Source organism: Moraxella sp. Pampa (assembly GCF_035181385.1).
Lineage (GTDB): Bacteria > Pseudomonadota > Gammaproteobacteria > Pseudomonadales > Moraxellaceae > Moraxella.
On the sequence record NZ_JAXCJK010000001.1, the window covers coordinates 211572 to 234738 of the forward strand.

21 protein-coding genes and 1 pseudogene are annotated in these 23167 nt (G+C 41.2%); 20 read left to right on the plus strand and 2 right to left on the minus strand.

Going from position 1 to position 23167, the window contains the following annotated elements; translation table 11 throughout:
- Position 1: 1 nt before the first annotated feature.
- The 11 genes and pseudogenes from R0123_RS01025 (at position 2) to R0123_RS01075 (ending at position 10070) form a co-directional block, all read left to right on the plus strand.
- Entirely contained in the window at positions 2–520 is a 519-nt protein-coding gene (locus R0123_RS01025) for a CvpA family protein (protein WP_323842782.1), read from the plus strand.
- A gap of 24 nt (positions 521–544) precedes the next feature.
- On the plus strand, positions 545–2065 hold the full coding sequence (gene purF, locus R0123_RS01030) for an amidophosphoribosyltransferase (protein WP_323842783.1): 1521 nt from the start codon (positions 545–547) through the stop codon (positions 2063–2065).
- 193 nt (positions 2066–2258) lie between these two features.
- Complete coding sequence (locus tag R0123_RS01035; protein WP_323842784.1) at positions 2259–3614, plus strand: lytic murein transglycosylase; 1356 nt, start codon at positions 2259–2261, stop codon at positions 3612–3614.
- 260 nt (positions 3615–3874) lie between these two features.
- Positions 3875–4984, plus strand: coding sequence for a prephenate dehydratase (pheA, locus tag R0123_RS01040; protein WP_323841411.1), 1110 nt, complete (start codon positions 3875–3877; stop codon positions 4982–4984).
- Positions 4981–5901, plus strand: coding sequence for a prephenate dehydrogenase/arogenate dehydrogenase family protein (locus tag R0123_RS01045; protein WP_323842785.1), 921 nt, complete (start codon positions 4981–4983; stop codon positions 5899–5901). Before pheA ends, R0123_RS01045 begins: the two co-directional genes overlap by 4 nt.
- A 24-nt stretch (positions 5902–5925) precedes the next feature.
- The gene (locus tag R0123_RS01050; protein WP_323842786.1) at positions 5926–6342 is read left to right on the plus strand and encodes a hypothetical protein; all 417 of its coding nucleotides are present in this window, start codon (positions 5926–5928) and stop codon (positions 6340–6342) included.
- A gap of 6 nt (positions 6343–6348) precedes the next feature.
- Entirely contained in the window at positions 6349–6912 is a 564-nt protein-coding gene (locus R0123_RS01055) for a TIR domain-containing protein (protein WP_323842787.1), read from the plus strand.
- A gap of 92 nt (positions 6913–7004) precedes the next feature.
- Positions 7005–8309: pseudogene (aroA, locus tag R0123_RS01060) on the plus strand (3-phosphoshikimate 1-carboxyvinyltransferase); the annotation flags it as partial.
- A 53-nt stretch (positions 8310–8362) separates the two neighbouring features.
- On the plus strand, positions 8363–9238 hold the full coding sequence (gene rarD / locus R0123_RS01065) for an EamA family transporter RarD (RefSeq protein ID WP_323841414.1): 876 nt from the start codon (positions 8363–8365) through the stop codon (positions 9236–9238).
- 21 nt (positions 9239–9259) lie between these two features.
- Positions 9260–9613, plus strand: a complete 354-nt coding sequence (gene folB / locus R0123_RS01070; RefSeq protein WP_323842788.1) for a dihydroneopterin aldolase — start codon at positions 9260–9262, stop codon at positions 9611–9613.
- Positions 9614–9632: 19 nt separating this feature from the next.
- A complete protein-coding gene (locus R0123_RS01075) occupies positions 9633–10070 on the plus strand; it encodes a 2-amino-4-hydroxy-6-hydroxymethyldihydropteridine diphosphokinase (RefSeq protein ID WP_323842789.1) in 438 nt (145 codons plus the stop codon).
- A gap of 164 nt (positions 10071–10234) precedes the next feature.
- Here the strand turns inward: R0123_RS01075 and R0123_RS01080 are convergent, their stop codons facing one another.
- Positions 10235–12193 (minus strand): ATP-binding cassette domain-containing protein, encoded by a 1959-nt coding sequence (locus R0123_RS01080; protein ID WP_323841417.1) that lies wholly within the window; start codon positions 12191–12193, stop codon positions 10235–10237.
- Positions 12194–12267: 74 nt separating this feature from the next.
- Between R0123_RS01080 and R0123_RS01085 the strand changes: the two genes are divergently transcribed.
- From R0123_RS01085 to R0123_RS01110, 6 genes are all read left to right on the plus strand, one after another.
- Complete coding sequence (locus R0123_RS01085) at positions 12268–12486, plus strand: SlyX family protein (RefSeq protein ID WP_323841418.1); 219 nt, start codon at positions 12268–12270, stop codon at positions 12484–12486.
- Between the two features lie 264 nt (positions 12487–12750).
- Positions 12751–14142 carry a hypothetical protein gene (locus R0123_RS01090; protein ID WP_323842790.1) on the plus strand — a complete coding sequence of 464 codons (1392 nt, stop codon included), beginning with the start codon at positions 12751–12753 and terminating at the stop codon, positions 14140–14142.
- Positions 14143–14328: 186 nt separating this feature from the next.
- Positions 14329–15027: a ribulose-phosphate 3-epimerase gene (rpe, locus tag R0123_RS01095; RefSeq protein WP_323842791.1), complete on the plus strand. Its 699-nt coding sequence runs from the start codon at positions 14329–14331 to the stop codon at positions 15025–15027.
- Positions 15028–15363, plus strand: a complete 336-nt coding sequence (locus R0123_RS01100) for a hypothetical protein (protein ID WP_323841421.1) — start codon at positions 15028–15030, stop codon at positions 15361–15363.
- On the plus strand, positions 15363–15674 hold the full coding sequence (locus R0123_RS01105; protein WP_323841422.1) for a hypothetical protein: 312 nt from the start codon (positions 15363–15365) through the stop codon (positions 15672–15674). Before R0123_RS01100 ends, R0123_RS01105 begins: the two co-directional genes overlap by 1 nt.
- A gap of 69 nt (positions 15675–15743) precedes the next feature.
- Complete coding sequence (locus tag R0123_RS01110; RefSeq protein ID WP_323841423.1) at positions 15744–16433, plus strand: hypothetical protein; 690 nt, start codon at positions 15744–15746, stop codon at positions 16431–16433.
- 146 nt (positions 16434–16579) lie between these two features.
- Here R0123_RS01110 and R0123_RS01115 read toward each other — a convergent pair whose 3' ends face one another.
- A complete protein-coding gene (locus tag R0123_RS01115; RefSeq protein WP_323842792.1) occupies positions 16580–17221 on the minus strand; it encodes a response regulator in 642 nt (213 codons plus the stop codon).
- 442 nt (positions 17222–17663) lie between these two features.
- Here R0123_RS01115 and R0123_RS01120 point away from each other — a divergent pair, with 442 nt between their 5' ends.
- The 3 genes from R0123_RS01120 (at position 17664) to mfd (ending at position 23129) form a co-directional block, all read left to right on the plus strand.
- A complete protein-coding gene (locus R0123_RS01120; protein ID WP_323843224.1) occupies positions 17664–18683 on the plus strand; it encodes a D-alanyl-D-alanine carboxypeptidase family protein in 1020 nt (339 codons plus the stop codon).
- Positions 18684–18813: 130 nt separating this feature from the next.
- Positions 18814–19464 (plus strand): thiamine phosphate synthase, encoded by a 651-nt coding sequence (locus tag R0123_RS01125; protein WP_323842793.1) that lies wholly within the window; start codon positions 18814–18816, stop codon positions 19462–19464.
- An 80-nt stretch (positions 19465–19544) separates the two neighbouring features.
- A complete protein-coding gene (gene mfd, locus R0123_RS01130; RefSeq protein ID WP_323842794.1) occupies positions 19545–23129 on the plus strand; it encodes a transcription-repair coupling factor in 3585 nt (1194 codons plus the stop codon).
- The last annotated feature ends 38 nt before the right edge of the window (positions 23130–23167 follow it).

The following is a 23167-nucleotide window of genomic DNA, read 5'->3' on the forward strand; positions in this document are numbered from 1 at the left end:
CATGAGTGATTTAATAAAACTGATGACATGGATTGACATATCCATCATGATGATGGTAGTCATTGGTATGTGGCGAGGTTTTAGTGCAGGCTTTATTAAGACGGCGGTATCGCTTGTTTCTTGGTTGTTTGCATTTATTGTGGCATCACGCATGACGAAGCTGGTTGCACCCATGTTGGTGGGCATTATTGATGACTCTGTATTGCAAATGGCGACAGCTTTTTTGGCGATAGTATTTGTTGTGATGATGGCAATGCAGCTCATTACGCTGTCTTTATCGGGGCTTTTTAAGGTCTTGAAATTGGGTTTTTTAGACCGCATTTTAGGTGGTATCTTGGGGGCGGTGATTGGTGTTTTAAAAGTCTTAATCATTCTTAGTATCATGTCTCCTTTATTAACTTATCTGCCAAATTGGCAATCATCTATATTGGCACAAAATCTATTGCCATTTGCTCCTGTTGCTATGCAATTATTGCAAGAAGTATTGGGCGAGACTTGGCAACAAATTAACAATCCTTAGCAATCTTAACCCTTGGAGTAAATTATGTGTGGTGTAATTGGCATTGTGGCGCATGAGCCAGTAAATCAGATGTTGTATGATGGCTTAACCATGCTGCAACATCGTGGGCAAGATGCAGCAGGGATTGTTACCTTAAAAGATGACAGACTGTATCTACGCAAAGACAATGGTATGGTGCGTGATGTTTTTTTAAATAAGCATATGGTGCGTTTGGTGGGTAATTTTGGTATTGGTCATGTGCGTTATCCAACTGCAGGCACATCAAGCACTGCAGAAGCTCAGCCGTTATATGTCAACTCGCCTTATGGGATCGCTTTGGCACATAATGGCAATTTGACAAATGCCGATAAAATTGCCAAAGAGCTTTTTGAAAATGATCATCGCCATCTAAATACTGACTCAGATTCAGAAGTTTTGCTCAATGTCTTTGCTAATGAGCTACAAAAATCTACCAAGACCAATCTAGAACCCAATGACATTTTCCATGCCCTGCAAGCGGTTTATCAACGCTGTGAGGGTGCTTATGGGGTGGTTGCTATTATTGCGGGGCATGGGCTACTTGCTTTTCGTGATCCAAATGGCATTCGCCCACTTGTCTATGGTCAGCGATTGACTGAACATGGCATGGAATATGTGGTTGCATCTGAGTCGGTGGCGGTTCAGGCACTTGGTTTTGAGATTGTGCGTGATATTGCACCAGGTGAGGCGGTTTTTATTGACTTGATGCACAATGTTCATACCAAACAATGTGTTGATGGCGTAAGGCATACTCCATGTATTTTTGAGTATGTCTATTTTGCGCGTCCAGACTCCATCATTGACAACATATCGGTGCATAAAGCTCGCATGCGTATGGGTGAAAAACTTGCCCAAAAAATCATTCGTGAGTGGGGTGAGAATCATGGCATTGATGTGGTGATTCCGATTCCAGATACATCTCGCAACTCGGCATTGGAGCTTGCTACACATTTAAACATCAAGTACCGTGAAGGCTTTAACAAAAATCGTTATATCGGTCGCACATTCATCATGCCAGGTCAGGGGCAACGCAAAAAGAGCGTTCGCCAAAAGTTAAATGCCATTCCGTTGGAATTTAAAAATAAAAATGTGCTACTTGTTGATGATTCTATTGTGCGTGGGACAACTTGCCGTGAGATTGTCCAAATGGCACGAGATGCAGGTGCTAAAAATGTATTTTTTGCATCGGCCGCACCAGAGGTCAAGTTCCCTAATGTCTATGGCATTGATATGCCGTCTCGCAGTGAGTTGATTTCATCAGGTCGTGCGGTTGAAGAGGTTTGCCAAATCATTGGTGCTGATCGCTTAATTTTTCAGGATTTAGATGATTTGATTGAGGCGGTGAATAATACCAAGTACAGTAAGGTTGATGAATTTGACTGTTCGGTGTTTGATGGTAGATATGTAACAGGCGGTATTGATGAGGCGTATCTGGACGCATTGCAGGCAAAGCGTAACGACTTGGCTAAAAAGACTGTCGTCATGGTTGATACACCTGTGGATATGACAGGCGTAACAGGTGTTTGATTTTAACAATAACAAGCTGGGCATTAACTGGTGAAATAAAATGAGTCGTCTTTTGGCGATTCATTTTATCTATTTTATTTGTATTTCTGTTGATTGGTTGGCTGGTAATGGCCGAGTGGCAACCCAAAATTGTTCGACTTTTTGTTGATTTTGCGTTAGAGTATGGGTGTATTTTTTTATTTTGTGGTACTTTATGAATGCTTTTGACCAAAAACCCCCTTTGATTTTATCAGCTTTATGTCTGTCTGTACTGACGGCATGTAGTAGTACAAGTTTCAATGCCTCTACACAAAACCCGCCAATTAAAGTCGTGCACGCAACGACTTTAAACCAAGCACCAGCTCAGACGGTCATGACCCCTGTGCAACCAGCCCATGTTGTTCAAACACAACCATTTATTCATGCTCAACCTGCGAACAAGCCGATGATGCCTTTGGATTATGCTGACTTTGATGATTGGAAGCGGGATTTTATTCATCGTGCCATTGCTCAAGGTCATGACAGTGCTACTGTTTACTCTTTGATGAATAAAGCGGCTTTTAGTCAGCGAATCATTGAACTTGACCGTTCTCAGGCAGAGTTTACAAAGATGCCTTGGGAATATGTCAATTCAGCGGTATCATCAAATCGAGTGGCTCAAGGCCGTGCCAAAATCGCCCAATACCCAGTAACATTTAATAATATTCAGACAAGCTATGGCGTGCCAAAAGAAATTGTTGCAGCGATTTGGGGTATGGAATCGTCATTTGGCGTGGCAATGGGTAACATAGATTTGGTTGATGCCTTATCAAGTTTGGCTTATGATGGTCGCCGCCGTGAATTTGCGGAAAATCAGCTTTTTGCAATGCTAAAAATGCTTAATCGTGGCGATGCCAGCCTTATGCAGTTTAAAGGTTCTTGGGCAGGTGGCATGGGGCATACGCAGTTCATTCCTAGCACTTGGATACAAGAGGGTGTAGATGGCAACCAAGATGGTCAAATCAGTCCTTGGGGCATTGGCGATTCGCTTAATTCTACGGCCAGCTACCTAAAAAATGCAGGTTGGATTACAGGTCTTTCGCCTTATTATGAAATACGCCTGCCAAGCAACTTTGATTATCAGCTCTTAAATACCAAGCAATCTTTTGACACTTGGCAACAGTTGGGTTTGACCTCAACCACAGGTGAATATTTTAGCGGTGATTTATTGGCAGAGCTTTGGCTACCTGCTGGCATTGGCGGACCTGCTTTGTTACTCACACCAAACTTTGATGTCATTCGAGTTTATAATAATTCAACCAGCTATGCACTTGCAGTGTCGTTACTTGCCAAGCATTTAAGTGGTGGTGATGGATTGATAGCAAGCTGGCCAACCCATGAAGAGCCATTGTCTCGAACCCAAGTCCAAATTTTGCAACGCAAGCTGACCGAGCAAGGCTTTGATACAGGTGGCGTAGATGGCATAGCAGGGGTAAATACTCGTCGTGCGTTTGCTCGCTGGCAATCAGCAAACGGACAAATTCCTGACGGTTTCATCAGTCAAAATAGTGCCAGTAGATTGATTTGGTAAACTTTTGTTATTAAGCGATAAAAAATAAACCATGTTCATGACATGGTTTATTTTTTTTATGATTTTAAAGGCTTTTTGGGCTGAATTTTTGGTCAAAAACACTCTTAAATTGTATATTAATAATGTGTACTGATAAGATGATATGCAACAAGATGAGCGTAAAATTCATCAAAAATATTTATACCAATCCACTTAATAATTATGAAAAATCATGCTATTATTGTGGTCATTTTAAAACAACAAAACCAAAGGGGTAACGCATGACTAATCAAAGTAAGGCACATCTTGACACTTCAAAAATTACCAATTTGCGTGACAAAATTGATGATATTGATGAGCAAATCCAACGCCTAATCAATGAGCGTGCCAGCATTGCCCAAGAGGTTGCTATTGCTAAGAAAAACCATGAAAATCACCCCATATTTTACCGCCCAGAAAGAGAGGCGCAGGTATTAAAAGCAGTCATGGCTCGTAATACTGGTCCATTATCTGGTGAGAAAATGGCACGCTTATTTCGTGAAATCATGTCGGTGTGTTTGGAGTTGGAAGCCCCACAAAAAGTTGCTTTTTTGGGTCCGACAGGCACATTTACTCATGCCGCCTCTTTGAAGCATTTTGGCAAGGCGGCGACCACCGTCCCACTTGCAACCATTACCGATGTATTTCGTGAAGTGGAAGCTGGCTCTGCGATGTATGGCGTTGTCCCTGTGGAAAACTCATCAGAGGGTGTGGTCAATCATACGCTAGATGCGTTTTTGGGATCAAGTCTAAAAATCATCGGTGAGGTGGAATTGCCCATTCATCATAATTTTTTGGTGGCAAAACATACCAAAGTAGACAGTCTGAGCCGTATTTATAGCCATCAGCAATCATTGGCACAATGTCGCCATTGGTTGGATGTAAATTTTCCGAATGTAGAGCGAGTGGCGGTATCATCTAATGGCGAAGCCGCAAAACGCTTACAAAATGAATGGCATTCAGCAGCGATAGCAGGCGATGTGGCAGTGGCTGAATATGGTCTACATAAGTTGTATGAAAACATTGAGGACAGCCCCAACAATACCACGCGTTTTCTTATCATTGGTCATGAGTCCGTCGCCCCTAGCGGTCAAGACAAAACTTCTATTGTTGTATCAAGTCCTGACCGTGCAGGGGCTTTGATTGAAATTCTAGAACCGCTTAAAAAGTATGCCGTCTCAATGACCAGCATTGAGACACGCCCTGAGCGTCCTAACAAATGGGCGTATGTATTTTTTATTGATATGGTTGGGCATATTGATGATGAAAATGTTAAAAATGCTGTTGATGACATCAAAAAAATTGCCAAAGATGTGCGAGTGCTTGGGTCATACCCAAAGGCAGTTTTGTGAGCGAATGTATGTTTAACAAAACCGCCTTTATCGGACTTGGGCTTATTGGTGCAAGCCTTGCCAGTGCAATGCAAAAGCACCAACTGACACGCCAAATCGTGGCGTGCGACGCTCGCCTTGACACTCTAAAAACCGCCACCGACACAGGTTTAATCAGCCACAGCTCGGATAAACTCATTGATATTTTGAGCGATTGCGATTTGGTGGTGATTTGCGTGCCTGTGCAGTCGGTTTTGGGCGTGTTTGAAAGCCTTGCCTATGCCAAACAGCACGGTATTTTGCCCAAAAACGCCATTATTACCGATGTGTGTAGCACCAAAACAAGCGTGATACAGGCGTGCCAAGCGACCGAAAAAGCCTTTGGCGTGTGCCTAAATTTTGTGCCTGCCCACCCGATTGCAGGGGCTGAAAAGTCAGGCATTTTGGCAAAAAATCCCGATTTATTTGTCGCCCACGAAGTGATTATTTGCCAAAACAGTACGACAGAAAACACCGACAAAATCGCCAAACTGTGGCAAAATATCGGAGCGGTTGTCAGCCAAATGACCGCCCAAAAGCACGATGAAATTTTGAGCCTAACCAGCCATTTACCACATTTATTGTCGTATGCCTTGACTTTTCAGCTTGCCAAAGACGATGAAAATTTGAACATTTTTCGCTATGCGGCGGGCGGATTTCGGGATTTTAGCCGTATTTCGGCAAGCTCTCCTATTATGTGGCACGACATTTTTTTGGCAAATAAAGATGCGGTATTACAGGGGCTAGAAAATTATCAAGCGATATTAAATCAATTAAAAACTGATATTGAAAATGACAATAGCGAGAATTTGTTAAATACTTTTGAAACCGCCAAAAATGCTAGGGAGTATTTTGGGGAGCTTTTGGCTGAAAAGCAAAATAACAAGAAAAATATATAGTCTGTTTTGATTAGAGTTTAAAATATGAGCGACATTTTGACAAAAATGCATAAAGAAATTGATTTATTACAATCTTGCATAAATCGTATGGCTAACAATTCATTTCTCATTAAAGGTTGGTCAATTACAATAGTATCTTTAATTCTAACATTAGGCAAGGGTAGTCAAAATTTTGTATATGTAGTAATCTTGCCAATTTTAGCATTTTGGTATTTGGATGCTTTCTATTTAAGTTCTGAAAGAGCCTACCGAAAACGATATGAATGGATTATTAACAATCGACCAAGTAATCTTGAAAATTTATATGATTTAAATTCTATTAATTTTCAAATACCAACAGAAAATATACTTAAAGTAATGTTTTCAAAAACATTAAGTGTATTTTATCTGATGATATTTACAAGTAGTATCATTATTTCTTATTTGCTTAACAAAGGTTGAAAAATTATGAGAAAAGTATTTTTTAGTTTTCATTATGAAAATGATAATTGGCGAGTGCAGACTATTAAACAAATGGGTGTAATAGATTTTCAAATACCTGTTAGTTCAAATAAATGGGAAGAGATACGCCTAAAAAACGATAGAGATATTAAGTATTGGATTGATGAAAATATTAAAGGCTGTTCTTGCTTGGTGGTTTTAATTGGCTCTGAAACCGCCAATAGAAAATATGTTCAATATGAAATTGAGAAAGCTTGGAATGAGGGCAAAGGGGTTTTAGGTATTTATATCCATAATCTTAAAAATTGTAATCGTAATACATCATCAAAAGGAAATAACCCTTTTAATATTTTTAAATTTGATTTACTTAATGAAAATAGCAAAAATATATTAATCAGACCAATTTTGAATATCCCAACACATTCTTATGATACCAATTACTTGGGCAATAATTTATTTAGTTCGCCAAGTCGAAATTGGTATAATCAAATAAAGCTAAATTTACCATACTGGGTAGAAAAAGCGATTGATTATAGAAAATCTTGGGCATATAAAATTAAGAAAAAATAATTTTTAATTTTGCGAGACACACTCCAAAATCAATCCAAACCAACAAATTTTATTTAGGAAACCCTATGAAATACCACATCACCCCAAGCACCACCTTTACAGGCACGCACAAAGTCGCCCCTGACAAATCCATTTCGCACCGCTCAATTATGTTTGGCTCTTTGGCAAATGGCGTAACAAAAATTAGCAACTTTTTGCAAGGCGAAGATGCTTTATCCACCTTGCAAGCCTTTGCGGATATGGGCGTGCAAATTCTCCGAGACGGTGATAAAGTTACCATTTATGGCGTGGGCATCAATGGGCTGACTGCCCCACAAAAACCTCTTGATATGGGCAATTCTGGCACGAGTATGCGACTTTTGGCAGGGATTTTGTCCGCCCAAGACTTTGATAGCACGATGATTGGCGATGAAAGCCTATCAAAACGCCCAATGGAACGAGTGGCAAAGCCTTTACGGCAAATGGGGGCGGTAATCGCCACAACAGGCGAGCGTGGCACACCGCCCATTCACATTACAGGCGGTCAAAATTTGCACGCTATCCGTTATGAAATGCCAATGGCGTCCGCCCAAGTCAAATCCTGCCTGCTACTGGCAGGTCTTTGGGCAAAAGGCGAGACCGTGATTTTTGAGCCTGAAACGACCCGAGACCACACCGAGCGAATGCTGACCGCCTTTGGCTATGATGTTAAGGTTACAAAATTGGAGCGTGGCAACCAAATTCGCCTAATGGGGGGCGGACAATTAACCGCTTGCGATATTGAAGTGCCAGCGGATATCTCGGCATCGGCGTTTTTTATGGTGGCAGGGCTGATTGCCAAAACTGGCGATGTGGTGCTACCCAAAGTGGGTATCAACCCCACTCGCACAGGCGTGATTGACATTTTACGCCTAATGGGGGCGGATATTACGCTGACCAATCAAACGCTTGTCGGTGGCGAACCTGTGGCGGACATTTGTGTCAAATCAAGCAAATTGCACGGCATTGAGATACCGCTACACCTAGTCCCCCTTGCCATTGATGAATTTCCTGTGATTTTTGTGGCGGCCGCTTGTGCGACTGGCAAGACCGTTTTGCGTGGGGCAGAGGAGCTTAGAGTTAAAGAATCCGACCGCATACAGGTCATGGCAGACGGTCTTGCCACACTTGGCATTGATTGCACGGTGCTTGATGACGGTATTGAGATTGTTGGGCGTGGTGAAAATGAGTTTGTGTTTGGCAGTGGGCAAATTGACTCTCATCACGACCATCGCATTGCGATGAGTTTTGCGGTGGCAAGTCTTAGAGCGTCTGATAAAATCGTAATAAATGGCGTGGAGACGGTGGCAACCAGTTTTCCTAATTTTGCCGAGCTTGTGCAACAGGCGGGGCTTGGATTGGAAGTGGTTGATGATTAATATTATCAAGGTCTTATAAATCATACAACGCATGGATTATTCGTAGGCTACAGATGCACTCCAACCAAAACAAAGGCATTATCTTGGGCTTAACCGCTTATGTAATATGGAGCTTATTTCCTTTTTATTTTAAGCAATTAAGTGCTTATGATGCGGTAGAGGTCATTGGTCATAGGTTGATTTGGACTTTTGTGATTTTGTTGATATTTTTAATCATCAAAAAACATTGGCAGGCGATTGATTTAATTAAACAAAACCCCAAGCTCATCATTTGGACATTTGTATCAGGCCTACTTATTGCAACCAATTGGTTGACTTATGTATGGGCGGTGAGTCATGACAAAATCATTGATGCCAGTCTTGGTTATTTCATCAGTCCTCTGATGGGTGTGGCATTGTCGTTCTTTTTATTAAAAGAACGGCTCAGGCTTTTGCAAATGATCGCCATTATTTTGGCAAGTGTGGCGGTAGCGATTCAGGTTGTTCTACTTGGTTTTTTGCCGATGGTATCGTTATTGTTGGCATTGTCATTTGCTTTTTATGGTATCATGCAAAAACGCACACCATTAGACAGCATTTCGGCATTATTTTTAGAAACCGCCATGCTTGTGCCATTTTGTGTACTTTGGTTTATGACCCATGATGTGGCAAGTAGCCAACCATCTTTTTGGTTGTCTGATGATATTTGGCTGCTGATGCTTGCAGGCCCTGTAACTTTGATACCGCTATTGCTGTACAATCAATCCACCAAATTGGTGAGTTTTAACACGCTAAGCTTCATGCAATATATCACGCCCACTTCGGTATTTGTCATTGCAGTCTTTTATTATCATGAATTTATTGACATGAATAGATTGGCGGTATTTGCTTTGATTTGGCTTGCGTTGATGCTTTTTAGTGTGGATATGATAAAGCACAGAAAATCTTAAAAGGTGTTTATGAAAATGCAAATGAACGACATGGTTTTTGTAAAAGGGTTAAAAATCGACACAGTTATTGGTGTATATGACTGGGAGCGAGCAATTAAGCAAAGTTTGATTATTGATGCTAAAATTTATTGCAATATTCAAGACGCTTCCAAAACTGACGATGTGATTCATGCGGTGAATTATAAAACGGTTTGCGAAGATATTGAGGAAATTTGCCATGAGATGAAGGCAAAATTATTAGAATCTTTGGCGGAAAACATTTGTCAATATATTTTAAATCACTATCCGTGTGATGCAATTGCTCTTACCATTCATAAACCCAATGCCATCAGGCAAGCCCAAAGCGTTGGTGTGAGTATCACACGCAGTAAATGAGCGATATGCAGAGCAACCCATGAAAATCATCGTCAGTGATTTGTCTGTTCTAAGTAAATTAAATGTCAGTGCATTTGTGGTGGCAATGGGTAGCAATGTTGATACTCATCGTGCATTTGATATTGCTTTAAGAGAGCTGTTGCGATTGGGTGATTTGCAGATGTCCTCTTGGACTACTGGGCTTGATTTTACAGGCAAAACCAAGCTGGTTTATCATAATGCCTGTGCAATGGTTCAGTTAGACTTGCCAATGTCTTTTGCTTATTTATCTGAGCAATTAAAATGTATTGAAGTTCTGTGTGGGCGAGAGTCAATTGGCCAAGCTGTGCCGATGGATTTGGACATTTTGGCGGTATTTGATGATTGCATTTGGCAAATCAGCAAAACAAGACTGCCTTTTAAAACGCACGAAAAATCAGGGCTGTTGCAAGTGGCACATTTTTTGCTTGATGATTGATAAAGCCTAATCACAACCAACGATTGTCATGATTTGCTTTTTAAGATCGATGTGCCATACTGATTGTAAGGTTTTTCTGATTTTAAGGTTTTTGTTGTTGAGACTGGGGCGGGTGATAGCAATGGTTGCCATAATAAAAATGGTTTGGCCATCACCTTAAAAAATTATCGTCCCAAGCTCTCTAATTCATCCCATCGTTCCAGCTTTTTTAAAAGTAGCTCGTCAATTTGCCCCAATCTTTCACTATATTTAGTAGCTAGTGCCAAATCAGAGACGAATAACGAGCCATCTGAAAGTTTGTCATTTAAGTTGCTCTGCTCGGCTTCAAGCTCGGCAATTTCATTTGGTAGGCTTTCTAGTTCTCTTTGTTCTTTATAAGACAGTTTGCGTTTTTGAATGGTAGTGGCATCTGATTGTGGTGCATTGGCCTTAAATTCATTTTTGGGTTTTTCCGTTTTTTCCACCTTTTCGGTGTTGGCTTTTGGTTTATCTTTTTCACTCCTTTGTTTTTGAATCAGATAATCTTGATAGCCACCCACATATTCTGTAATAACCCCATCGCCATCTTTGTCTGTGTCAAATACCCAAGTTTGCGTAACTACATTGTCCATAAAAGTACGGTCATGACTAATGAGTAAGATTGTCCCTTCAAAGCCTGCAACATATTCTTCCAAAAGTTCTAGTGTTGCCATATCCAAATCATTGGTTGGCTCGTCTAGTACTAAGACATTGGCAGGTTTTAATAAGTTTTTGGCGAGTAAAACTCGGGCTTTTTCTCCTCCTGATAGAGCCTTTACTGGTGTTCTGGCTCGGTTGGGGGTGAATAAAAAATCCTGTAAATAACCCAATATGTGTGTTTTGCGACCATTGATCTCAATATAATCGCTACCTTGTGCAACATTTTCTGCGACCGATTTTTCACCATCAAGCTGTCCTTTGAGCTGGTCAAAAAATGACACAAGAAGATTGGTCCCTAGCTTGATAGTACCGCCAGTTTTTGCATTTTCATCAAGCCCTAAAATCGTGCGAATCAAAGTGGTTTTGCCTACACCATTTTGTCCGATGATGCCTACTTTGTCGCCACGCATCAAGACGCAAGAGAAATTTTTGGCAAGGATTTTATCATCATATTCTAGCGTCAAATTTTTGACTTCACAGATGATTTTTCCGCTTTTTTCACTGCTATTTTGTGTCAATGAAACATTGCCAACCACATCTCGTCTTTGCTTTCGCTCTTCTCGCAAGGCCTTTAAGGCTCGCACTCGTCCTTCGTTACGAGTTCTGCGTGCCTTAATGCCTTGACGAATCCATACTTCTTCTTGGGCAAGTTTTTTATCAAATTCTTCAAAAGATTTTTGCTCGCTTTCTAGCTCCAATTCTTTTAGCTCTTGGTATCGAGCATATCCACCCACCCCTTGCGTTACATCATAACTTCTTAATTTCCCTCTATCCAACTCCACGATGCGAGTGGCCAAATTATCCACAAATTTACGGTCATGCGTGATGAAAAGTACGGTCAAATTTTGCCCCAAAAGATAGTTTTCTAGCCAAGCAATGCTTTCAACATCAAGGTGGTTGGTTGGCTCATCAAGCAATAAAATATCAGGCTTGATGACCAATGCACGGGCAAGTAGAACCCGTCTTTTGCGACCACCTGAAAGATTGATCAGGCGATCGTCAGGGTTTAGCCCCATATTATCTAGCAAAGTGCGAGCATGACGCTGTAAATCCCAGCCATGCAGTGCATCAATTTCGTGCTGTACATCGGTCATTTGTTCGCAGGCATTCATGTCGCCCATACCGCATCTGTCGGACAATGCTTGGTAGGTTTTTAAAAGAGTTGCAGTTTTATCATCACCACCCATCACCACATCAAGGAGTGTGCCATCATCGTTGGGCACATCTTGAGCGAGCATGGCAACTTTTAAGCCATCTTGAATGATCACCTCGCCATCATCAGGGGATTGTGTGCCATTGATGAGTTTGAACAGGGTAGATTTGCCCTCACCGTTTCGCCCAATCAGACATACTCTCTCGCCTGCATCAACACTAAAATTGACATGGTCTAAAATAGGAGCAGTGCCAAAGGCGAGCGATAAATTTTTAAGATGAATGAGTGCCATAATCGTCGGTTCAATGATAAAATAAGAGCCATTATAGCAAATTTTCTATATAATTTTAAATTTTGGAAAAATAAATGACCGATATGCATACTCAGCTGATTGATTTACAAATCAAAATCACCTATCTTGAAAACACAGTAGATACTTTAAATGATGTGATTGCCACCCAAGACCGTCAGTTAAAAAACTTACAAGACCAGCTTAAAATCATTTATAAGGATCTGCAAAATAATCATGACGATGACGGCATTGCCCCATTTGATTTGTTGGTAGATAGACCGCCACATTATTGATTAAAAATTGATTAAAAATTGATTGAAAAAATATTCATGAGCCAAGTGATTGGCAAAATATTGAAAATATGATGTCATGAAAATGACTGTGTAAGAAAATTACTTAAATTTATTTCTTGTGTTGCTGTTCAATTTGTTTTAATATAATAACCACGCAAGTTGTTATAGATAACATACAGTAGGATAGTACCTTGCGGATTGATGGCTTTTGGCTTTCTTGCTTGGATGCTAAGGGCTTTTAAGGAAAAAATTGGAGAATAAACTATGCGTTTTTTTAATCATAAAGTTTTGGCGGTTGCCATCGCTTCTGTTGGTGCTGTTGGTACAGCACACGCTGCAGGGCTTGACCGTTCTGGTCAAGATATTAGTGCGTTTTTGCAAGACGGTACTTATGCCGAAGCAGTATATACTTACATTGATGCCAACATTTCTGGCAAAGACCAATCTGGTAATGAAGTCAAAGACATCTCAGCACCTTATAACTTTGTTCGCTATGGCGCAAAAGCAGATGTCAATGATGTTGTCAGCATCGGCGTTCTATATGATGAGCCTTTCGGGGCGGCGGTCAAATATACTGGCACAAATGATTTTGTATCAGATCAAGACAAAACCGCACAGTCAATGCTGGATACTGTTGTGGAAAGAATGACAGGTCCTGATGCAAAGTATCAAGAAAAGCTTGCTGGCACAATGTTGAAAGGGATCGCATTTACCAAACCTAATATTGAAAAAATTCGAGAGCGAGCTAAGGATTTTGGTACACCGCCGTTTGATAAAATTGGCGAAGTACTAAACCGCGCTGCTGATATCGGCGAAAGCACGCATGGTCAAGGCACCAATGTTGATATCCGCACCAATAACATCAGTCTGCTGTTTGGTGCCAAAGTTGCAGGACTTCAAATCTATGGCGGTCCTGTGGCACAGCGTTTGGCAGGTGAGGTGCATCTGCGTGGTACAGCATATAGTGGTCTAAACGGCTATGATGCCAAAATCAGCCCTGATCATGCCGTAGGCTGGTTGGCTGGTGCGTCTTATTCTAAGCCAGAGATTGCCCTAAAAGCTGCTTTGACTTATCGCTCTGCGATCAAGCATGAGACCAACATCAATGAAATGATTCCTGTGTTAGGTTTCCGTGGCTTGGCAACTGAAAATGTCCAAAAATTTAAGGTAACCACGCCTAAGTCTTGGAATTTTGATTTTCAAACAGGGCTAAGCGCCAAACATCGTCTGTTAGGTACTGCCAAAGTGCGTTATGTGCCTTGGTCTCAGTTTGATGTGCGCCCACCAGCCTATGGTAAGGTAACAGAAGCTGTCGCAGGCAAAGCACTGCCAATCGTCAGCTATCCTAAGGACCAATGGGGCGTAGAGCTTGGTTTAGGTAAACAAATAAATGATAAATTATCCATTGCAGGTAATATTGGTTGGGACAGTGGTGCAGGTAATCCTACAACATCGCTTGGTCCAATCAAAGGTTATTATAGTGTTGGTGGCGGTGTTAAATACAATGTTACACCACAAGTATCAGTATCTTTGGGTGGTAAATATCTCAAATTTGGCAATGCTACCGCACAGCTACCAACAGGTGCTAAGGTTGGCGAATTTAAGGATAATGATGGTTTTATCGCTGGTGTAAAACTGGCTTATCACGCCAAATAAGTTAAGTAATTTTTATATAGTTTACATATTTAATAACCCAAAAACCAATACAGTTGTATTGGTTTTTTATTAACTATTTTTATGGTTTGAAACTCAAAGTTTGATTTTTAAACTCAAAGTATTTTAAAACATATAAAAAATCTGTTATCATAGCAAACCAAAATTTATTTTTTTTACAAAAATCTTATGAAAATTTTACCAAATCGACAATATCTCATCGCACCGTCTATCTTGTCAGCGGATTTTGCTCGCCTAGGGCAAGATGTGCAAAATGTCTTGGACGCAGGGGCAGATGTCGTGCATTTTGATGTCATGGACAACCATTATGTGCCAAATCTAACCTTTGGGGCGATGATTTGTCAAGCACTCAAAGACTATAGCATAACCGCCCCCATTGATGTGCATTTAATGGTAAAACCTGTGGATACGATGATAGAAGCCTTTTTAAAAGCAGGGGCGGATATCATCACTTTTCACCCAGAGGCCAGCGAACATATAGACAGAAGTTTACAGCTTATCAAAGACGGTGGAGCAAAATGCGGATTGGTGTTCAATCCTGCTACGCCTTTGTCGTATTTGGATTATACGATAGATAAACTTGACCAAATTTTGATCATGAGTGTCAATCCAGGGTTTGGTGGTCAAAAGTTTATTGATCATACGCTTGCAAAAGTGCGTCAAGTTCGCCAAATGATTGATGAGCGTGGACTTGATATTCGCTTGCAGGTGGACGGTGGTGTTAATCCTGACAACATAGGACAGATTGCTAAGGCGGGGGCGGATATGTTTGTGGCAGGCTCGGCAATTTTTGGTAAAGATGATTATAAAGCAGTGATTGACACAATGCGTGATGAGCTTGCTTTGGTAAGTACTAAGGTGGTCTAAATGACCAAAATAAACATGAAGCAAAACAATGAAAGCGAAATGCCAAAAAGTGTGATTCCTCTTGGTTTGACAATCGCACTATTCATGTCGTCGCTTGTGTTGAGCCTGATGGGTTATGGATTTCGCTTGATGATGGGTGATGATACTGGTGCAGTCATTAGCCATGCTGCTAAAGTTGTGCCATTTTTTGTCTTTGTCGTTCCCGCCCTCATTTGGCTTAGTAGTCTTTGGCTGAATAAAACAGGCAAGGCGGATATTCACCCTCGTAATGCTTGGACATTGGGTTGGCTATTATCCACTGTTGCCATGCTTTGCATTATGGGGGTGTATAGCTGATGTTCAATCGCATGATTCCTACTGGTATTGTCCCAAAAGGTGTGCCTAAGGCATTGATTGCGATGCTGATCATCGCTGTGATGCTGGTTGGTCTGTCGGGTTTTCGGCTTGGCGATGGTGATAAAATACAAGGTTGGTTGCATGTCTTAGAAAATTGGCTGATTTGCCTTGTCATCATTCCTGCATTGACAGCACTTGTAGCAATGCCGATAAAATACCGTGACCCAGAGTTTGATGTAAAAATGGCATATTATTTGGGTATGTTTGTATCTTTTTTGTTTATGATGGCAAAACTGCGCTATTGGCGATGAGCTGGCAAACTTGAAAAACAGAGCTGATATCCCCAGTTATTATCATTATTATTTTTTTTGGAGTGGTCCATGTTTGATAAGGCAGATGATGAATTGATTGAGCGTCTTATTAAGGAAGCTGAAACCATTATTAAAGAAGAATTACAAAAAAAACTGGCTCATGAGCTGGGTGTTGATTTTGAAAATTTAGAAGGCTTAAAAGCCCTAGAAGATTTGGTTGGCTTGGACTTATACAATCAAATTCAAAACCAAATTCACAATCAAAATGATCGTTTGGATACTTTGGACGCTGATGACCAAGCTTGTACCAAGAGTGATATGCAAGAAAGCACGACAACGGTATCACCTAAAAAACGCCGTGGAAGACCGCCAAAATCAAGCAAAGTGGCACAAGACTTATTGGGTGATGATGGTGTTTTGACGAATGATACGATGAGTGATACTCAGGTAAAACACAAAAAACCTTTTGCCAAAAGCCTGACCAAAGAATCAGCAGAAGATGGTACGGTGATTAAAGAGGCTATTTTGGAATTTGTTGAGCGAGAAGACGGTGTTTTGACCTTGCAAGAGGTGGGTAGGGAAAATGAGCCGATGGTAACGATTGCTTTTTCCCAGCAGGCCAAAGAGATGATTGGTGCGGACGAACTTCAAAATGTTGGTCAAAATATGATTCATGCTGCCATCACGACTGTCATGCAGCGTCAAATGAATGCATGGCACGCCCATGTTTATGACGAAACTCCAAAGCGATATAGTTGATTGATATCACTATAAAAATTTTCCGTCAAATTGATTTTGACGGAAAATTTTTTTTGTTGATGATGGTTATTGATGATGAAATGTTTTGGTTGTGTGGGTGTTTTTCTTCGCTATCTTTGGGATAATTGACTTTGAGAGTTTGTGGTTTAATCTGCATTGACAAGCCCATAACGAATGGCAAGGTGGGTCAGTTTAACATCGCTATTTATTCCCAGTTTCTCAAAAATACGGTAGCGATAGGTATTCACAGTTTTAACGCTGACAAACAGCTGGTTGGCAATTTCTTGAACGCTTTGGCAATTTACCACCATCATAGCGACTTGTTTTTCACGCTCAGACAGAGCATCAAAAGGCGATTTGTCCTGATTGCCCAGTACCGACTCGGCAAGTGCATCTGCAACATCATGGCTAAAATATTTGCCACCACCATGTAGTTTTTTGATGGCACGAATCATTTCATCAAGTGGTGTGCCTTTGGTAATATAACCATTAACACCAGCTTTTAATAGCATAGATGGATACGGCTGTGCTGATAGGCTAGATACGGCAAGCACTTTGATTGCATTATCAATTTGTTTGATTCGACGCGTTGCCTCAACACCACCAATATTGGGCATATTTACATCAAGCAGAACGACATCAGGGCGATACTGACGAGCTAGCCGTACCGCCATGTCTCCATTGTCTGCCTCACCAATGACTTCAATGTCATCAGTATTGTTTAGCATATGCATAATGCCCATACGCACCAAATCGTGGTCATCAACCACCAAAACCTTGATCGCCATGCATCTCCTTATTGTACTTATTTTGATTGCTTGCAATAACCTTGCAATAATAGAGTGTTGTCCATTAAGTGTAGCATAATTTTTTTTGAATACAACTCATCTGGTGGAAAATATTCTAAGTTTTTTGACAAAAAATGACCGTTTTGTACGCACAATTTCTTTTAGTATGCTAAAATATGAATCAGAACATAAGATAAAAGATGTATGTTGTTAGAAGGTAATTTGTAAAGATATTTTCTTTTTTTTTATTTATTGCCTAAGGTTTTTTTTTGCGTTGCATTTTGTAATGATTGATGTGTGTTTACTTGCTTGTGAATTGATCGCAAGTTGGATGGCGAATACATGAAAAAAATGGGCGAGTGGTCGCCGTGGTCGTATGTTTTGAGGATTTTATATGAATTATGCCAAACCAATCAAGCGTGTCGGTACTTTTGCCTTCAGCATGACTGCATTCATGCTGAGTGTATCAGCACACGCTTTTACCATTGATAATAGCAACCAAAGCACCATCACTGCAACCAAAAAAATTCCTGCGATAACAACAACCATCACGCCAGTCCCATCAGTACCCGCCAAGGCCATAATTACTAAGCCGATTGTAGCTGAGTACTCATCTGCACCTGTACAAAATATTGATTATCATGGTATTGATGATGCAAATTTAGCAAATCAATATCACAAACCCATTTTTGATGAGTTGGCAGTATCTACCAACTCATCAGCGGTGGCGGTAATGGATTTGCAATCGGGTAATTTGATTTATTCAAAAAATATTGATACCACTCGCTCCATTGCATCAATCAGTAAAGTGATGACCGCCATGGTGATTGTGGATGCAGGTCTTGATATGCGTGAAATGATTACCATCATTCCATCAGATTTGGTAGGTGCAAAGCAAGCCACGACAAAACTACGCACTGACGATCGTTTGAGTCGTTCTGAATTTACGCTGATGATGCTCATGAAGTCTGAAAATCCAGCAGCAAAAGCTTTGGCTCGCACCTACCCTGGTGGCTATGAGGCTTTCATTGCAGCGATGAACGCAAAAGCGGCCAGTTTGGGTATGTACCAGACTCGTTTTTCTGATTCATCAGGACTTGACCCTCGTAATGTCTCGTCTGCCAATGACTTGGTTAAGATGATGAAAGCTGTCAGCAGTGATCCACGCTATCAGTTGATTCGCACTTTTTCAACGGCTCCTAATTATGATTTTTATATTGCTAATGCCAGCATGGGCGATCGCACTTATAAGGCCAACAACACCAGTACGCTTGTGCGTTCTGGAGAGCACCCAATTGGTGTCTCAAAGACTGGCTTTATTCGTGAAGCAGGTTATTGTGTCGTCATGGAGACTCATGTTAATAACAAGCCTGTGGTCATTGTCCTACTGGGTGCTGGGGCATCACAAACTCGCTGGAATGATGCAAGAAATATCTTAACAGAATTGGCATATCGCCGTTAGTTGGTGAGTTGATAAACTTTATCTTGCCAATCAAAAGCTCAGACATACTCTGGGCTTTTTTGTGCGTTGTTTTGAATGGGGTGATGGGTTATAATGACTTGTTTATTTTTTGTTTTGCCTTGCTGACCTTATGACCAATACCAACCCACAACTTTATTTGCTGACCAATGATGATGAAATCACCACGCTGATTGATAAATTAGAACATGCCTTGGATACAGGGGTTGTGTCATTATTACAAATTCGTCGCAAAGCCACACTAAAACAATATGACCTTGCGACTGTTTATCGAGAGGCAGAGCTGCTGGTGAGCCTTGCGGATAAATATGATGTTGATGTTGTGATGAACGATGATTTGGAGCTGGCATCTCACTTTTGCACAGGCGTGCATTTGGGGCAAAGAGATGGTAATTTGGCATTAGCAAGAGAAATTTTGGGCGATGATGTGATTATTGGGCGAACCTGCCATGCAGATGTTGCTTTGTTTAAACAGGCCAAAAAAGAAGGTGCAAGCTATGGTGCGATGGGGGCGATATTTTCATCCTTAACCAAGCCAAAAGCTGGTCTTGTGTCAATGCCAATCTTGCAAAAAACCGCCAAAGTTGATTTGCCTTTATGTGTGATTGGTGGCATCACAGCTGATAATCTTTACCAATTGCGAGATGAACTGGGCGATGTGCCGTTGCAGTACATTGCCGTAACTGCCGATATCATGGCACACAGCAGTAGCACCATCGCCGCCAAATGCCGTGCGTGGCAATTAAAATTGCAGAACTGGTAAGTTGGTAAGATTGCTTGATTAAAGCCTGATTTTACTATGCCATGCCATTGATTTTATTTTTCTAAGATTAACAATTTTTTATGACAAATATTAGTATTAATTATCCAAAATTAAAGCCTGATTTTACCACCTATTTCCATGGTACTGATGATGCTGGTTTTGCTCTTTGGCTGGCCACTTATGCCAAAACGCATTCACATTTGATTTTGGTGATTTGTGATAATCAAGCTCAATTGCATAATTTAGAAAGTGAGTTGGATTTTTTTGGCATTAAGACGCATGGTTTTAGCGACTATGAAACACTGGTCTATGAGAACTTGTCGGTGCAACAAGACATCATCTCCGAGCGTATTAACCTACTGACACATATCCCAAAGGCGGGCGTTTTGCTTGTAGCGGTGCAAACACTCATGCAGCGTATCGCACCGCCAAGTCATCTTTTGGGAAGATTTTTTGACCTGAGTGTTGGCGATACTTTTGATCTAAGTCAAGAACGAGAACGCCTGACCCGAGCAGGTTATGAAATGGTTGATAATGTCTATGCAGTGGGCGAATTTGCGGTGCGTGGTAGCATTGTTGATATTTTTGTGGTGGGTCAGGCACTGCCATTTAGGTTGGAGTTGTTTGATGATGAAATAGAAACCATCAAATTTTTTAATCCAGATACACAGCGTACCGTCAGTCAAAATGACTTACTCAATCTACAACAAGAGAGTCATTTTGATGCCAAGCTGATACCGACATCACCAAAGGTGAGTCAATTTCGTCTACTGCCTGCTTGTGAATTTGACTTGGATAATAAAGAGGCTTTTCGCCAAAATTTTGCCAGTCTTTTTCCTGATGCATCGGCCCGTAAGTTTGGTTTGTATAATGATGTGATGGCAGGCATTAGCCCATCGGGTGTGGAATATTATGCACCACTGTTTTTTGAGCTAGATGAATGGCGTAAGGCTGGCTCGTTGTTTGAATATTTGCCGAATGATACGCTCATTATTCATGATAAGCAGTTGGCAGCTTGCCATGAAGAATTTTGGAATCAGGTAACCGCTCGTTATCACTCTCGTGCTTTTGATAAAGATGTGCCCATCGTGCCACCAGAGCTACTGTATCTACCAAGCAACGAGTTTTTTGGAAAACTAAAAGCATATCCAAAAATGGTATTTGTGCAAGATGAACCTAACGCTTTATCTATTGATGCTTTGCCTATTTTTGCTCAATTTGCACCAAAGCCTGTACCCAGTTTGCCAATTCACCACCAAAAACACGAGCCTTTAAGCGATTTTTTGGATTTTGTGGCAAATTGTCATGAATCTGTGTTGCTTGCTTGTGAAAGTGCGGGTCGTCGTGAGATTATCTTGGAGTTGTTAAAAGGCAAATTGGTTTGTCAGCAAGTGTTAGATTTTACTGAATTTGTGGATAACTTGTCTGATTTTGCTGATAAAACTGACAAAATCGCCTTGACGGTAGCGCCGATTGAGCGTGGATTATGGCTGATGGGTGAGGGTGGATTTTGTGTGATTAGCGAGGCACAAATCTTTGGCAGACAGCCCATTCAAAGCCGAAAAAAGCGTCAAAATGCCTTATCCCAAGCCTTTTTGGTCAAATCTGTCAGCGAGATGACCGAAGGCTCGCTTGTGGTGCATTTGTCCTATGGTATAGGGCGTTATGTGGGGTTGGTGGTGTTAGATGTGGGTGATGGTGAGCAAGAATTTATTCATATTAAATATGCTGATGATGCTAATGTCTATGTGCCAATTACCAATCTTGCTTTGATTGGGCGATATAGCGGTACAGACTCAGAAGCGGTACAATTATCAAAAATTGGCTCTGGAAAATGGGATAGAGCCCGTCAAAAAACTTTGACTGACATTTATGATGTGGCGGCAGAACTACTGAATGTGCAGGCAAGACGCAATGCCAAAGAGGGTATTGGTTTTGATATTGATGTGGCGGCATATGAACTGTTTGCCAGTGGTTTTGACTATGAAGAGACGCTTGACCAAAAAGCCGCCATTGATGCGGTGATGTTTGACATGAAGCAGTCTAAGCCTATGGATAGGCTTATATGCGGTGATGTTGGTTTTGGTAAAACCGAAGTTGCCATGCGAGCAGCTTTCATTGCTGTTCAGGCAGGCTATCAGGTGGCGGTACTTGTACCAACAACATTGCTGGCAGGACAGCACGAAGACAGCTTTAAGGATAGATTTGCCGATTGGCCAATTAGCATTGAAAGCTTGTCTAGATTTGTTGGCAAAAAAGCACAAGGTGAGATATTGGCTGATTTGGCAGATGGTAAAGTGGACATCATCATTGGTACGCACAGACTGCTACAAAATGATGTGAAATTTAAAAAACTGGGTCTAATGATTATTGATGAGGAGCATCGTTTTGGGGTGCGTCATAAAGAAAAAATCAAAGCCATGCAAGCTGATGTTGACACACTCACCATGACGGCTACGCCCATTCCACGCACACTGAACATGGCACTTTCTGGAATGCAGGACATTTCTGTCATTGCTACGCCACCTGCTCGCCGCCTTGCCATCAAGACTTTTGTTGCTCAAAAGAGTGAGCAAACAACCAAAGATGCGATTTTAAGAGAAATTTTGCGTGGTGGACAGGTGTATTATCTGCATAATGATGTCGCAAGCATCAATTCGGTTGCTCAAAAAATATCGGAACTTATTGCCGAGGTGCGTGTGGGCGTAGCACATGGGCAAATGAATGAAAAAGAGCTGTATGCTGTGATGAATGACTTTTATCACAAAAAAACCAATGTCTTGGTAGCAAGTACCATCATTGAAACAGGCATTGATGTGCCAAACGCCAATACGATCATCATTGATCGTGCCGATAAATTTGGTCTGGCTCAACTGCATCAGTTGCGTGGTCGGGTGGGGCGTTCGCACCATCAGGCTTACTGTTACCTATTTGTTCCATCCATCAAAGGGCTAACAACCGATGCCAAAAAACGCCTTGATGCCATCAGTAGAGCCAACACCTTGGGTGCAGGATTCATGCTTGCAAGTGAGGATTTAGAAATTCGTGGTGCAGGTGAGATTTTGGGTAAAGAGCAGTCGGGTAATATGCAAACCATTGGTTTTGGGTTGTATATGGATATGCTTGAACGCGCAACTAAGGCAATAAAACAGGGAAAAACACCAAGTTTGGAAACGCCCCTTGATTTGGTCAGTGATATCAACATTCATGCAAGCGCTCTTATTCCAAGTGATTATTTGGCAGATGTTCATGAACGGTTGTTATTTTATAAACGCATTGCAAATTGTGAGAGTATGGATGAATTAAATGACCTAAAAAGTGAAATGATAGACCGCTTTGGTAGTATGCCTGTTGCACTTGCCAATCTTTTTCTTGTGCATAAAATGAGAGTGCAAAGCATGCTACTTGGTATCGGCAGGATTGATGTTAGTGCCAGTTCGTTGAGTCTAGACTTTAAAGCCGATACGCCCATTGATGGTTTGGCGATTATCAAGCTATTGCAAAGCCAAGAGGGGTATCGCATGAATGGAGCAACTGAGCTAAAATACACTTTTAAGAGTGAAAAAGAAGTTGTAGAACGAGTGGATGCGGTATTTGAGTTGCTCAAATATTTTGAGCAGAGCCTTGTTCAAAATTCAACGGTGGATTTATCGCCAAAAGCATGAGAAATGTTCAACAACTCATGGATTTTATGCTACAATAA

What these genes read in the sequence shown, in the direction of transcription:
- R0123_RS01025 (WP_323842782.1), top strand. Translation starts at nt 2, where the DNA reads ATGAGTGATTTAATAAAACTGATGACATGGATTGACATATCCATCATG.
- purF (WP_323842783.1), top strand. Translation starts at nt 545, where the DNA reads ATGTGTGGTGTAATTGGCATTGTGGCGCATGAGCCAGTAAATCAGATG.
- R0123_RS01035 (WP_323842784.1), top strand. Translation starts at nt 2,259, where the DNA reads ATGAATGCTTTTGACCAAAAACCCCCTTTGATTTTATCAGCTTTATGT.
- pheA (WP_323841411.1), top strand. Translation starts at nt 3,875, where the DNA reads ATGACTAATCAAAGTAAGGCACATCTTGACACTTCAAAAATTACCAAT.
- R0123_RS01050 (WP_323842786.1), top strand. Translation starts at nt 5,926, where the DNA reads ATGAGCGACATTTTGACAAAAATGCATAAAGAAATTGATTTATTACAA.
- R0123_RS01055 (WP_323842787.1), top strand. Translation starts at nt 6,349, where the DNA reads ATGAGAAAAGTATTTTTTAGTTTTCATTATGAAAATGATAATTGGCGA.
- rarD (WP_323841414.1), top strand. Translation starts at nt 8,363, where the DNA reads ATGCACTCCAACCAAAACAAAGGCATTATCTTGGGCTTAACCGCTTAT.
- folB (WP_323842788.1), top strand. Translation starts at nt 9,260, where the DNA reads ATGAACGACATGGTTTTTGTAAAAGGGTTAAAAATCGACACAGTTATT.
- R0123_RS01075 (WP_323842789.1), top strand. Translation starts at nt 9,633, where the DNA reads ATGAAAATCATCGTCAGTGATTTGTCTGTTCTAAGTAAATTAAATGTC.
- R0123_RS01080 (WP_323841417.1), bottom strand. Translation starts at nt 12,193, where the DNA reads ATGGCACTCATTCATCTTAAAAATTTATCGCTCGCCTTTGGCACTGCT.
- R0123_RS01085 (WP_323841418.1), top strand. Translation starts at nt 12,268, where the DNA reads ATGACCGATATGCATACTCAGCTGATTGATTTACAAATCAAAATCACC.
- R0123_RS01090 (WP_323842790.1), top strand. Translation starts at nt 12,751, where the DNA reads ATGCGTTTTTTTAATCATAAAGTTTTGGCGGTTGCCATCGCTTCTGTT.
- rpe (WP_323842791.1), top strand. Translation starts at nt 14,329, where the DNA reads ATGAAAATTTTACCAAATCGACAATATCTCATCGCACCGTCTATCTTG.
- R0123_RS01100 (WP_323841421.1), top strand. Translation starts at nt 15,028, where the DNA reads ATGACCAAAATAAACATGAAGCAAAACAATGAAAGCGAAATGCCAAAA.
- R0123_RS01105 (WP_323841422.1), top strand. Translation starts at nt 15,363, where the DNA reads ATGTTCAATCGCATGATTCCTACTGGTATTGTCCCAAAAGGTGTGCCT.
- R0123_RS01110 (WP_323841423.1), top strand. Translation starts at nt 15,744, where the DNA reads ATGTTTGATAAGGCAGATGATGAATTGATTGAGCGTCTTATTAAGGAA.
- R0123_RS01115 (WP_323842792.1), bottom strand. Translation starts at nt 17,221, where the DNA reads ATGGCGATCAAGGTTTTGGTGGTTGATGACCACGATTTGGTGCGTATG.
- R0123_RS01120 (WP_323843224.1), top strand. Translation starts at nt 17,664, where the DNA reads ATGACTGCATTCATGCTGAGTGTATCAGCACACGCTTTTACCATTGAT.
- R0123_RS01125 (WP_323842793.1), top strand. Translation starts at nt 18,814, where the DNA reads ATGACCAATACCAACCCACAACTTTATTTGCTGACCAATGATGATGAA.
- mfd (WP_323842794.1), top strand. Translation starts at nt 19,545, where the DNA reads ATGACAAATATTAGTATTAATTATCCAAAATTAAAGCCTGATTTTACC.